The organism is Clostridium beijerinckii (assembly GCF_018223745.1).
In the GTDB taxonomy this organism is placed as follows: Bacteria; Bacillota; Clostridia; order Clostridiales; family Clostridiaceae; genus Clostridium; species Clostridium beijerinckii.
In genome coordinates this window covers 1,977,572-1,990,840 of sequence record NZ_CP073653.1, presented here as the reverse complement: position 1 = coordinate 1,990,840, position 13,269 = coordinate 1,977,572, and the positions used below count along the sequence as shown (strand labels likewise).

General features: G+C 28.8%; 10 protein-coding genes and 1 other annotated feature. Of the genes, 2 read left to right on the top strand and 8 right to left on the bottom strand.

The window, feature by feature from the left end; genetic code table 11:
* Nucleotides 1–64 precede the first annotated feature (64 nt).
* On the bottom strand, nucleotides 65–826 hold the full coding sequence (locus KEC93_RS09130) for a polysaccharide deacetylase family protein (RefSeq protein ID WP_077868708.1): 762 nt from the start codon (nucleotides 824–826) through the stop codon (nucleotides 65–67).
* A 167-nt stretch (nucleotides 827–993) separates the two neighbouring features.
* Between KEC93_RS09130 and KEC93_RS09125 the strand changes: the two genes are divergently transcribed.
* Complete coding sequence (locus KEC93_RS09125; protein WP_011969111.1) at nucleotides 994–1,518, top strand: DUF4364 family protein; 525 nt, start codon at nucleotides 994–996, stop codon at nucleotides 1,516–1,518.
* A gap of 243 nt (nucleotides 1,519–1,761) precedes the next feature.
* Here the strand turns inward: KEC93_RS09125 and KEC93_RS09120 are convergent, their stop codons facing one another.
* The gene (locus KEC93_RS09120; RefSeq protein ID WP_238892643.1) at nucleotides 1,762–2,640 is read right to left on the bottom strand and encodes a YncE family protein; all 879 of its coding nucleotides are present in this window, start codon (nucleotides 2,638–2,640) and stop codon (nucleotides 1,762–1,764) included.
* A gap of 226 nt (nucleotides 2,641–2,866) precedes the next feature.
* Here KEC93_RS09120 and KEC93_RS09115 point away from each other — a divergent pair, with 226 nt between their 5' ends.
* Nucleotides 2,867–3,124: a TIGR03905 family TSCPD domain-containing protein gene (locus KEC93_RS09115; protein WP_077868706.1), complete on the top strand. Its 258-nt coding sequence runs from the start codon at nucleotides 2,867–2,869 to the stop codon at nucleotides 3,122–3,124.
* Nucleotides 3,125–3,252: 128 nt separating this feature from the next.
* Here the strand turns inward: KEC93_RS09115 and KEC93_RS09110 are convergent, their stop codons facing one another.
* The 6 genes from KEC93_RS09110 to gloA2 form a co-directional block, all read right to left on the bottom strand.
* Complete coding sequence (locus KEC93_RS09110; RefSeq protein WP_077868705.1) at nucleotides 3,253–5,232, bottom strand: HIRAN domain-containing protein; 1,980 nt, start codon at nucleotides 5,230–5,232, stop codon at nucleotides 3,253–3,255.
* A 102-nt stretch (nucleotides 5,233–5,334) separates the two neighbouring features.
* Complete coding sequence (locus tag KEC93_RS09105; protein ID WP_077868704.1) at nucleotides 5,335–6,648, bottom strand: bifunctional folylpolyglutamate synthase/dihydrofolate synthase; 1,314 nt, start codon at nucleotides 6,646–6,648, stop codon at nucleotides 5,335–5,337.
* A gap of 216 nt (nucleotides 6,649–6,864) precedes the next feature.
* The gene (locus tag KEC93_RS09100) at nucleotides 6,865–7,716 is read right to left on the bottom strand and encodes a TerC/Alx family metal homeostasis membrane protein (RefSeq protein ID WP_011969106.1); all 852 of its coding nucleotides are present in this window, start codon (nucleotides 7,714–7,716) and stop codon (nucleotides 6,865–6,867) included.
* Nucleotides 7,717–7,989: 273 nt separating this feature from the next.
* Nucleotides 7,990–10,635, bottom strand: coding sequence for a valine--tRNA ligase (locus KEC93_RS09095; RefSeq protein ID WP_077868703.1), 2,646 nt, complete (start codon nucleotides 10,633–10,635; stop codon nucleotides 7,990–7,992).
* A gap of 264 nt (nucleotides 10,636–10,899) precedes the next feature.
* Nucleotides 10,900–11,118: a binding site (T-box leader), on the bottom strand.
* A 512-nt stretch (nucleotides 11,119–11,630) separates the two neighbouring features.
* Entirely contained in the window at nucleotides 11,631–12,821 is a 1,191-nt protein-coding gene (locus tag KEC93_RS09090; RefSeq protein ID WP_077868702.1) for a MalY/PatB family protein, read from the bottom strand.
* 40 nt (nucleotides 12,822–12,861) lie between these two features.
* Nucleotides 12,862–13,242 carry an SMU1112c/YaeR family gloxylase I-like metalloprotein gene (gene gloA2 / locus KEC93_RS09085; protein ID WP_011969103.1) on the bottom strand — a complete coding sequence of 127 codons (381 nt, stop codon included), beginning with the start codon at nucleotides 13,240–13,242 and terminating at the stop codon, nucleotides 12,862–12,864.
* Nucleotides 13,243–13,269 lie beyond the last annotated feature (27 nt).

Sequence of the window (13,269 nt, the reverse complement as noted above, 5' to 3'; positions counted from 1 at the left end):
ATATATGCTCCCACTAGCATATATTACCATTATAATACAAAAACTAGTTTATTTTCAATAAATATTAATTATTTTTATGTTGAATCCCTTGATTGTCTATGCTATAGTTATCTGAATATATCATTTGACCTACTGATTTAAACTCATATCCTTTATCCTTTAGTTCTTTAATAATTCTATCTAAATTATTTGGAGTATACTTTGCATTATTATGAAAAAGAAGTATAGATCCTGGTTTAACGTTTTTCATAACTCTGTTATATTCAGTTTCTTCAGATATCTCTTTCCAATCTACAGAATCAACACTCCATTGAATTGGTACATATCCTAGGTTTCTTACTTTTGAAAAAGACTCTTTATTATAATCTCCACTTGGAAACCTAAATAGCTTAGGTCTTTCACCTGTATATTTTTCAATTGTATCATTAGTCTTTTCTATCTCCTCTTTCATTCTATCTGCTCCTATTTTAGTGAACATAGGATGTTTGTAGCTATGATTACCTATTTCATGCCCCCTCTCCTTTATTGCCTTAAGCTTCTCCACATTGTCCTCGCTGTAATTTACCCATCCCCCCATTATGAAGAATGTTCCTTTTACATTATATTTGTCCAATATGTCTAATATTACATTCAAATTATCTTTTTCTGCCCAATTTATATCAAATGTTAAACTAATAACTTTTTCATTAGTATCAACACAATATATAGGATCTTCTTCCTGAATATTACCCATTGCCTGTATCGCTTTGCTAATCCCTATAGATATAAATACTAAAAAGATAATCAAAAATATGTCAATACCGATTCTCTTTTTCTTCCACGTCACTTTCCATGCTCCTTTTAACTTTATATTTTATATTTAAACTATATGCATTACATATTTTTTTATGCTATTAAGTAAACTTAAACTTATAAATTATGATATACTCCTATTCACTAAAAAAAAATTTGTGTTATAATAAAAGGAGATTTTCATCAATTATGGAGGTAATTATGTACGAAAGTTCATCAGAATTAGCAGAAAATAAGTTATTAATGTTATATGTTTTAAAATCAATAAAAAATCCTATATCAAATACTCAGCTTACTGAAATAATTCTTGAAAATAACTTTATTAATTATTTTACATTCCAGCAATATTTATCAGAGCTTGAGGAATCTAAATTCGTTGAATATCATGATGTAAATGATAAAAAATTATTGATATTAACAGAAAAAGGAGATAATGTTCTCTCTTTATTTAAAGATAGAATATCCCCTTCAAAAATGTCTACTATTAATGACTATATAAAAGAAAAAATAGAGTCTATAAAAAAGGAATTAACTATACATTCTGATTACACATTAGGTGCAAACGATAGTTTTATTGTTAACCTTAAAGCTGTAGAAAACGACTCGTTATTAATGGAATTAAAATTATCAGTTCCATCCAAAAATCAAGCTACTTCAATTTGTGCTAAATGGAAAGAAAATCCTTCCGAAATTTATACCAATATAATAAGTTTATTAATTAATTAAAGTTACTTTTATCGATTTAAGACATAATCAAAAAAATAATATTTCCATCGGCCACGCCTATTTTCCACAATTGGAAGTTTGACTCGCATGCGCTCACTGAGTAAGCGATTCACACCAAATCATAGATTTGGGTTCTCTGTTTATCAGCGGAATGCCCTAATATCAGGCTATGAGGCCATTCTACTTCCTTGCCTGATAAAAAATAATCATGGTATTTTGGACTTGTTATTTTCTTTCATATGTCTAAGTTAAAGTCATACCATTGGGTTCATTTCCTATTGGTATGGTTTTTATTCTCCTATTTTTCATATCTATTATCTTCAGTACTCCATTCAAAAAATCTCCAACAAATATGTTATCTCTAGATTTCACTATTCCTCTAGGCATTCCGCCAATGTCAATTTTTTCCTCTTCTTTAAGTTCATTTAAATTTACAATACTTATAGAACCATCACATAAATTAGAAACATATAGGAAGCTGTCTTCTTCAAATAAATCTACTGGCGAGTGTCCAACTTGAATTTTATTTATTAATTCAAGAGTATTTAAATCTATTATTCCAACACTACCATTTTTATCACGCCCAAGATAACTCATACATACGTATAAATATTTTTTATTTTGTGATACGCTTATCTTTGCAGGAGTATTTTCTACTTTAATTCGTTTTATCTCCTTATTATTTATATAGTCAATTATAGATATACTGTCATCTCCCATATTACTTATAAAAACTAAATTTCTATCTTTTAATAATGTGATATTATGAGGAAATCTTCCTGTTGGTATTTTGAAATTAATCCTATCATTTAGCAAATCGTATATTATTAAAGAGTCAGATTCTCCGCACGAAACATAAGCAATATCATTATAAGCCACTATATCATTTGGATGCGCTCCTACATATATATTGCCTTCTTCTTTAAAACTATTAAAATCTATCAACGATATGCTATTATTATAGTTATTTGCAACTAATAGCTTATTTTTATATAATGATAATCCATGAGGGCCAAATGGACCTTCACCAATAGATAAAACTATATTTTGAGTATTTAGATTCTCAGTGTTTATTTTATTCAAACTATCTGAACCAGTATTGCATAAAACAATATAACTCACTCCATCCCCCCCTTTTAAGATAATCATTCTACTATCTATAATATATTCTGAATATATATTATTGGTACAACTTATTAACTTCATTATCTTTATTTATTGACAAATTTCTTGTATAATAAAGTGAGCTTAACTAATTACATTTTCAAAGTAAGTAATTTTGGAAAATTCTTTATAGCTGCTTACTTTTCATGTATATAGTTATATTTTATCTTAAGGAGTGTGTGGAATGTTTTCATATAAAACAACTGGTGTTTGTTCATCTACAATAAATCTTGAAATTGAGAATAATATTCTTAAAAATGTAGAATTCGTTGGAGGATGTGCTGGAAACTTATTAGGCATTGGTCAATTAGTTAAAGGTATGCCTGTGGATGATATAATAAAAAGATTAGGTGGAATAGATTGCAGAAATAAAGGAACATCTTGTCCTGATCAGCTATCAAAAGCACTATTAGCTTGGAAGAAAGAAAATTATATAAACTAAAAATAGATTATAAATTTCTAGCAATAATTTATTCAATTTTGCTAACATAAAAACCATGCATAAGTAAAGAAACTCTTCTTTCTTATGCATGGTTTTTATGTTTTATTGAACTTCAATCCGTACTATTTTTATTGCAAATAGTCTTCTCTCTCCCCAGATAGTAATGATAAAGTATTTGTTATTTCCTCAATTACATCTTTATAACTTAGATATATTTGAATTTTTATAACACTATAATCTTCACTTATCTCTTCTACTTTTCCATAAAGATATTTACCTTTATCTATTAAATTCTTTAATATTAAATTATTGTCTCTTGGAACATACCCCATTACAAATCCTTCTGTTGTTATAACTTCAATTGCATTTTTATCATATTCATTATCAAAATCTCTTTTTAAATATACAATATCCTCTTCCAATAATTTATTGTATATTTCACTCATATCAAAGTAGCTTGTTCCAGCAATGTTTACACTGGTTAAATATATATCTTTAACATGAGCATCAATATGCATATTCTCATCTATTTGGACATATTTTTTATTCTTTTTGCTACTTGATTTAATCAAAAGTGAATTTAATGCTCTTCGTACATCACTAACAATCTCTGTGCTAATAGCGTCCTTAATAGTTTCTTTATCCAATGAATCAAACTCGTCTTTAAATCTTTGAAGATTTGCAGCCGCTTGAATTCTAGTCTCAATTAAAGGTGATTTTAGCGCCTGAAAGTTAATATCCTTATACTCATCTATAAAATCTTCATATTGTGCATATTTTATAATTATAAAGAAACAAATTTGTGCTATATCCTCATAAAGTAAATTTTCTATTTTTAATTCATCCTGTCCGCTTAATATTTCAGTCATTGGTAATTTTCCCAACCCTAATTTAAAAGCACATTTTTTTATAGCCTTATTTCCAATGGAAAATGCATATTTATATAAAAGTGCATTTGTATAATCTCTTTTTATAATTAATTCAAATTCACTTTTCTTTAATCTGTACTTCGTTCTATCTGCACAACTTATTAATACACTACTTTCAATTTCTATATTGTGAACTTCATTCGCAATTACATTATGCCACAACTCTTTCTTGCAAATTTTTTTACAATTATCTACTATTTCTTTATAATCATTATTTAACTTATACGAATTTGAATTTCCTTTATTCTTATATTCATCAATAATAATAGCTTCTATTGAATATAAAATTGAAACTACAGCATATAACGAATATATGCCACCACTTATATTATCAATAATTTCTAATAACTTATTGCAAACTTTTGTTGAATACTTAATATCATCCAAACTATAGTCTGAAAGCAATGTACTGAAAGATTTTGCAAAAACTTCAATCTCTTCTTTTGAAAATTTTGTATCCTCCAAATAGCTCAGAAGATCTAATGAAAGCATAGTGTAAGATAATAATTCCGTAATGCCAACACTATTATCACAACCTTTTTCAATCATCCATTTTTTTATCTCATAAGTTGTAGGAGTAAGATTCATTATACAAAATATCTTCCCATATCCTTTAGATCTTTTTGAAATCTCAAAAATTATATTATTACAACTTCCAATATATTCATATGACTTGATTGTATAGAAAATATATTCATTATGAATAGAAAACACATTTAATATATCCTTCAAGTTTTTAATGCTGCATATAGGCGAAAGTAATATCCCTAATTTCACCGCTTCTGAATACGAACTCTCTTTAAGTAAATTATTTACTCTCTTGCTCATTGCTTGTAACATCTCTTTATTATTCTCCATCGAGTCTTTGAAGATTTTAATCAAGTTTTCATAATAACCGATGATTGGATTTAACGTAATATAATCATGGACACTTGATAATTTTTCTTCATCCAAAGCATAATTACATAAATGTCCTACTAGCTCACTAGCTAGCCTATTCTTTTCATAATCCTGAAGTTTACGAACTTTGTTCGTAATAATCTTAAATTCCCTTCTTCCAGCCACTTCAAAGTCTTGATAGCTATATAGTGTATCTGGATTTCTATCACGAAATTCTTTTAAATCATAATAGATTGAGTTCTTATTATTGATGTAATTTTCTATTTCTATCTTAACCATATAACTTTCACTACTCCTTTTAATCAAAATTCCGAAGCTTGCCTCGGAATCTTTTGATTTATATTCTTTTAGACTAATTCGGAAAATATATGTGCCCCAATTCTACTTATTAGGAAATTTATTTCTTATAATTTTTCTCATATCTCCAATCATGTATAATGATCCACTAACTACAATTAAATCCTCTTCCTTAGCTTCTTTTAACGCTAGAGAAAAAGCCTCTTCATAACTTTCTAATGCAATAGTATTTGAATTATAGTTTAATATTTCCTCTTTCAAATTTTCACTAAGTTCAGCTCTTTCACTATGTGGTGTAAGTGCATAAACTTTTTCAGCTAATGGTGTTATTTCCTGTACCATTTCTTTTACTTGCTTATCTGCTAAAATACCAAGCAATAAGTATAATTTATTATATTTAAAATACTTTTCTATATTTTTTCTAAGAGCTTTAATTCCATCTATATTGTGTGCCCCATCAATTACTATCGTAGGTTTCTTTTTTAAGACCTCGAGTCTTCCTATCCATACAACTTCCTGTAAAGCTTTCTCAATTAAGCTTGTATTTAATTCTATTTTTTCATTCTCGCATAATACCTCTATTGCACTTAAAGCAACTCCCAAATTTAATATTTGATGTTCTCCAAGCAAAGGAAATTTAATCTTATATATATTTTTAATACTTTTAACAACTACATTTTGATAAAAATCATCATAATTGATATCAACCAATTTTCCATTTTGTTCATTCACAAAATATACTTTTGATTTTTTTTCTTCCGCTATCTTTAATATTACTTCTTCTGCCTCTTTTTTTTGAGGATAGAGTACAACCGGTATATTTTCTTTTATAATTCCGGCCTTTTCTTTTGCGATATCTCTTAAATTATCACCCAATATATTTATATGATCTAAACTTACTGATGTTATTACACTAACCTTAGGCGTTAATACATTGGTAGAATCTAATCTTCCACCAAGACCAACTTCAATTACTCCATAATCTATTTTTTCTCTATAGAAATGCAAAAACATTAATGCAGTTATGATTTCAAACTCAGTAGGATGTTCATATCCTTCTTCAATTACTTTATTAACTACTAATTTAATTTCTTCTACTAAGTCTACTAATGATTTTTTGCTAATATTACTTCCATTTATTTGAATTCTTTCTTCAAATTCTTCTAAATATGGGGATGTATACATTCCGACTTTATATCCCATTCCAATCAATATTTTTGATATCATAGCTGTAGTTGATCCCTTGCCATTAGTCCCTGCAATATGAATAAGTTTAAGTTTTTCATGTGGATTTCCAAGTAACTCTAAAATTCTAAAAGTTCTTTCAAGTCCATAATTAGATCCAAACTTCCCCACGCTTGTAATATAATCCATTGCGTCTTTATAAGTCATGCTCATTTTTCTTACCTCTTTGTCTTTTATGTTTTTCTATAAATGCAAATTCTAAATAGTATGTATTTACTTTACATTATATCTTAATTCTAGTGAAATGACTAATTAAATGCTAAACAAAAACATCCCTGAACTAAATTTATTCTATAATTCTTCAAGAAAAAAATCGAAGGTGACTGTGGTTAAGTTTCGTATTGTGCCTTTGCGCCCTTTTCATAATATCTATAATCTTCTTTTACACCAATTTCTAAACTTATCAAATTCACTTAATAATAGAGATATTAATATACTAGCTAATAAAATAGACAATATAATCAACACAGAATTTGTAACTGAAATTTCAATTTCCCAAAACAATATTACTAACTTTATTCCCGTAAAAATTAATATACATCCAACTCCATATTTCATGAACTTGAACATATTATTCATCTTTTCTAATATATAGTACATACTTCTAAGTCCTAAAATCGCAAAAATATTAGAGGTATAAACTATGAAAGTATCCGTTGTTATCGAAAAAATAGCTGGAATTGAATCTATTGCAAAAATAATATCTGAAAATTCTATTATTAAAAGTACTATAAAAAGAGGTGTAGCATAAATAATCTTATTCTGCCTAACAAAAAATTTATTTCCATGCAAAACATTTGTTATAGGCATTATCCTTCTTAAAATCTTAACTGCCAAATTATCATGAAATTGAATATTATCATCTTCCCTAAGAAATATTTTTGCACCACTAAGTAGCAATAATACTCCAAAGATAGATAATATAAAACTAAATTTATTTACCATAGCTACGCCAAGTAAAATGAAAATTAACCTTAATACCATCGCCCCTATAACGCCATATAGAAGTATCCTTTCCTGGTATTCTTCCTGTATTCTAAAACTTGAAAATATCATCAGAAATAAAAATAAATTATCTAAACTTAACGACATTTCTACTATGTAACCACCAAAGTATTCTATTGCTGATGTTTCACCTCGTGTGTAATATATAATAATATTAAATAAGATTGATAAGGATATCCAAAAAATTAAGTTAAGTAAATGCCTTCTCGTTTTCAAAATTCAAACGCCTCCATATATATTATTCTAGAATTATATATATTAATAATCCTCCTATTATATCCTTACCTTGCAAAAATTTTTAACTTTTTTATCTTACTAACTATATGATAATTAAAATTATTGTGAGGTTAATAATTCAATGCATATTGGGTTATATGCTCTAATAGCCTCCTTATCTTTCAGCGTAATATGAACACCTAAAAAAAATAAAAAGATATTGCTAAGTTCCAAGGAACTTAGCAATATCTTTTTTACTGAATTTCATTAAAATTATTTTAAAGCTTCAATTCTAACTTTAACAGCTTCTAACATTTCAACATACTTAACTCTCTTTTCTTTTTCAGCGTCAACAACTGCTGCTGGTGCTTTAGCAACAAAACCTTGATTTCCTAGCTTTTTATCTATTCTATCAATTTCTCCTTCTAGTTTCTTTGCTTCTTTATTTAATCTGTCTAATTCCTTATCTTTGTCTACTAAGTCAAGTAGCGGCATAAATAATTCTCCGCCTTTAACAACTAGAGATACAGCATTTGCAGGAACATTAGCCTTATCACTAATAAATTCTACTTCTGATGCAGAAGCTAACTTTTCAATGTATGCTACACCTGAGTTAAATGCTTTTTTAGCATCCTCAGCTATATAGCAGATTACTTTTGCCTTTCTTGAAGGTGGTACGTTCATTTCAGCTCTAACATTTCTTAAACCTTTTATAGCTTCAATTACAAATGCCATATCATCTTCTGCTTCTTTATTTACTAAAGCTTCGTCAAATTCAGGCCAAGCTGAAGTTGTTATAGTTTCCTCATCACTTAAGTGAGTGAATATTTCTTCTGTTATAAATGGCATAGCTGGGTGTAATAATTTTAATCCTGTAATTAAAACTGTATTTAATACGTTGTAAACTATTCCCTTAGCTTTCTCATCTTCTCCATAGAATACAGGTTTAACAAGTTCTATATACCAATCACAGAATTCAGTCCACATAAAGTCATAAACTTTTTGCATAGCAATTCCAAGTTCATATTTTTCCATGTTTTCTGTTACTTCTTTTATTAAAGTATTCATTTCTGATAATATCCACTTATCAGCTAAAGAATATTCTTTGCAGTCTTTATATTTGTTCATTACTTCTTTATCAAGGTTCATCATTACAAATCTTGAAGCATTCCAAATCTTATTTGCAAAGTTTCTTGATGATTCAACTCTTTCAGGATAATATCTCATATCATTTCCTGGAGCATTACCAGTAGCTATCATAAATCTTAAGGCATCAGCACCATAAGTTTCAATTACTTCTAGTGGATCAACACCATTTCCTAAAGATTTACTCATCTTTCTACCTTGAGAATCTCTAATTAAACCATGAATAAGAACTGTATTAAATGGAGTTTCTCCCATGCAGTGAAGTCCTGAGAATATCATTCTTGCAACCCAGAAGAAGATAATATCATGTCCTGTAACTAATGTACTTGTTGGATAGAAGTATTCTAAGTCTTCTGTTTTGTTTGGCCAGCCAAGTGTTGAGAATGGCCATAATGCTGAAGAGAACCATGTATCAAGTACATCATTATCTTGTTTAATATTGGAGCTTCCGCATTTAGTACATGCCTTTGGAGCATCTTCAAGTACCATCATTTCTCCGCAATCTTGACAATAATATACTGGAATTCTATGTCCCCACCATAATTGTCTTGAAATACACCAGTCTTGGATATTTTCCATCCAGTTGAAGTATATCTTATCAAATCTTTCAGGAACAAATCTAGTTTTGCCATTCTTAACTACTTCTACTGCTGGCTTTGCAAGACTTTCCATCTTAACATACCATTGTTTTGAGATTATAGGTTCTACCGTAGTTCCGCATCTATCATGAGTTCCAACATTATGAGCGTGATCTTTTATCTTAACTAAGAGACCTGCTTCTTCTAAATCCTTAACTATAGCTTTTCTTGCTTCATATCTATCTAGACCTTTATATTTACCACCTTTTTCATTGATAATTCCCTTATCATCCATTACTCTTATGATTTCTAAGTTGTGTCTTTTACCAACTTCAAAGTCGTTAGGATCATGAGCTGGAGTCATCTTAACTGCACCAGTTCCAAATTCTAAATCTACATATTCATCGCCAACTATAGGAATCTCTCTATTAACTAGAGGAAGTATTACAGTTTTACCTATAAGGTGTTTATATCTTTCATCATTAGGATTTACAGCTACACCACTATCTCCAAGCAATGTTTCAGGTCTAGTTGTTGCTATTTCAATAACCCCGCTTCCATCAGCTAATGGATAATTGATATGCCAGAAATGTCCTGCTTGTTCTTCATATTCAATTTCTGCATCTGATAATGCTGTTTGACAGTGTGTACACCAGTTAGTTATTCTATTCCCTTGATAAATCAAACCTTCATTATAAAGCTTAACAAATACATGTTTTACAGCAGCACTAAGGTTTTCATCCATTGTAAATGCTTCTCTTGTAAAGTCTGCAGATACCCCAAGCTTTTTAACTTGGTTTCTTATTGTAGCTCTATACTTGTCACTCCATTCCCAAACTTTTTCAAGGAATGCTTCTCTTCCCATTTCTTTTTTATCATAACCTTGTTCTGCTAACTGATTTGCAACTTTAACTTCTGTCGCAATTGACGCATGGTCTTCTCCAGGTAACCATAATGTACAATATCCTTGCATTCTCTTAAATCTAATAAGCATATCTTGAAGAGTATCATCAAATGCATGCCCTAAGTGAAGTTGACCTGTTATATTTGGTGGTGGCATGATTATTGTATATGGTTTTTTATTCTTATCGATTACTGGAGTAAAGTATCCCTTCTCCTCCCAATTTTTATAGATCCTATCTTCAAATTCTTTTGGATCATATGTAGTTGATATATTTTTTATTTCTTCTGACATTTTAATTCCTCCAAACTTAGTTAAACTAACAATTAACTTGTTAAATTTTTATATTCTAAACAATAAATATTGTAAAGAATATTTATTCCTAAGAATATATATTCTTTAGAATATGCACTGCAATTGCTGTGTCTTAATAAGTTAAATCCGACTCACATTCAGTCTCTTTTGGCTTTCGAATAAGCGAATATAAAATACAGACTGTGAAAGTTCCAAGAAGCAAATATAAAATTTTGATTCTCAACGCAAAAAGAGCCTTCATCACAAAAGGACGAAAGCTCGCGGTACCACCTTTATTTCCACATATACAGAATTACTGCATTAATGGACTCTTAATTTAAATAACGATTCAGACAAACCGTCTTTAGCTACTATTATTTCACTAAAGAAGCTCAAAAGCTACCTTCAAAATTTCTTGCATAAGGGTTTTCAGCGCCTCCCTCTCTCTTCCTAGTTCTTGCTAGTTCTTTCTAAATCTATGATTTAGCTAAAGAACTGTACTCCTCAGCTCGTCTGAGTGAGTTTCCTTGCTAAAAGAACCGTACTCCTAAACTCTCCTGAGTTAGTTTCCTTTTAATGCTCAAAAATTTCTACTCCTCTTTTTCATTGCTTTTATATATTATATTATTACTTTAACTCACATAAACTTCATGATTAACTTTAAAGTGTTAATCATGAAATTTGAACTCTCACTTATGATATCTTATAGTATAATTTTTGTCAATAATAGTTTTCCAGTACTTTTTCTATGATAGTCTTCCTTATAATACTTTTTCAAGACCATTGTAAGTTTTATCCTATTTAACCCGCATTATTCCTATAAATATTTATATATGTTCCTATGTATATAGAAACATATTTTTCTATATACATAGATAAATTTAATCATATATTACTTTAAAACTATATTTCTATAAATAATTGTTCATATAAATATAGTTTCATTTTTATTGAATTTAAATAAGATAATTACTTAAGGATGATATTTAGCATGTCTATCTGTAGCACCTTTCTACAGCTTCTAATAATCTATCCAATGCTTCTTTAAGCACCTTTGTTGGACATGCTAAATTTATTCTCTCGAATCCTTTACCCTCATCGCCAAAAACATAACCTTCATCTAAGAAAAACATCGCTTCTGTTATCATAAATTTTTCTAATACCTTATGATCCTTCTCCAATGTTCTAAAATCTAGCCATTGCAAATAAGTTCCTTCTAGGTTTATTATATTGACCTCAGGAATATTACTCCTAAAAAAGTCTTCTACAACTTTTCTATTCTTATTTATAGTCTGTATAAGTTCCTCAAGCCATTGCTCGCATTCATTATAAGCAATTTCACATGCTTTGTATCCAAAAATATTAAGACCTAAATTTCCTGTAAACTTTCTACGTTCATACCTGACTTTATCTCTTATTTTTTTATTTTTAATAACAATATTAGAAACTTGAAGACCTGCTAAGTTAAAAGTCTTACTTGGTGCTGTACAAATAACTGAATTATTCGCAAATTCTTCAGATATATTTGCAAAAACTGTATGTTTAAACCCTGGCATTATTAGATCAAAATGAATTTCATCAGATACTACAATAACATTATTATCACAACATATTCTACCAATATTTTTTAACTCCTCTTCACTCCAAACTCGTCCGACTGGATTATGCGGATTACATAAAATTAGTAATTTGGTCTCCTCTAATTTGGCTTTCTCTTCGAAATCTTCAAAATTTATTTCATAATGATCTTCATTAAGTATTAATTCACTTTTTATTATCTTTCTATTATTATCTGTAATTGCTTTATAAAAAGGATAATATACAGGTGTCATCACTAAAACATTATCTTCCTCTTTAGTAAGCGCTCTAACAATTGTATATAGTGCTGGCACAACACCTGAGAATTCAGTAATCCATTCTTTCTCTATATTCCATGTATGTCTTCTTTCCATCCAATTGCATACTGCTTTATAATACTTATATGTAGCTTCTGTATATCCCATAATACTAGAGTCTATATATTCTTTAAGCCCTTCAATAATTTCTGGTGGATTTTTAAATTCCATGTCTGCAACAGAAAAAGGCACTATAGATTCACTAACATCATTATTAATTTTTCTCATCAAATTCCATTTACTTGCACCTACATTATTTCGAGATACTAGTGTTTCAAAATCATACTTCATTAAAAATACCCTCCTTAATAATTTTTATTGCCTCATGTGCTTATTCATGTAATTCTAAGGGCAGACCATCTGGATCACTAAAAAAAGTAAATTTCCTATTTGTATATTCATCTATTCTAATTGGCTCTGTTTCAATCCCTTTTTCATTTAACTCTCTTATTACTTCTTCAATATCTTTTACATGAAAAGCTAAATGTCTCAGTCCACATGCTTCTGGATATGATGGTCTCTTAGGCGCATTTGGCATAGAGAAAAGTTCAATTTCACTACTTCCTATCTTTAAATCCAGTTTATATGAATCCCTATCTTTCCTATAATTTTCTCGTATTATTTCAAATCCTAATATATTTACATAAAAATTTTTTGATACTTCATAATTAGACGCAATTATCGCAATATGATGTATATGATTTATATCCATAAAATTCTCCTTTTTAAGCACTAAATT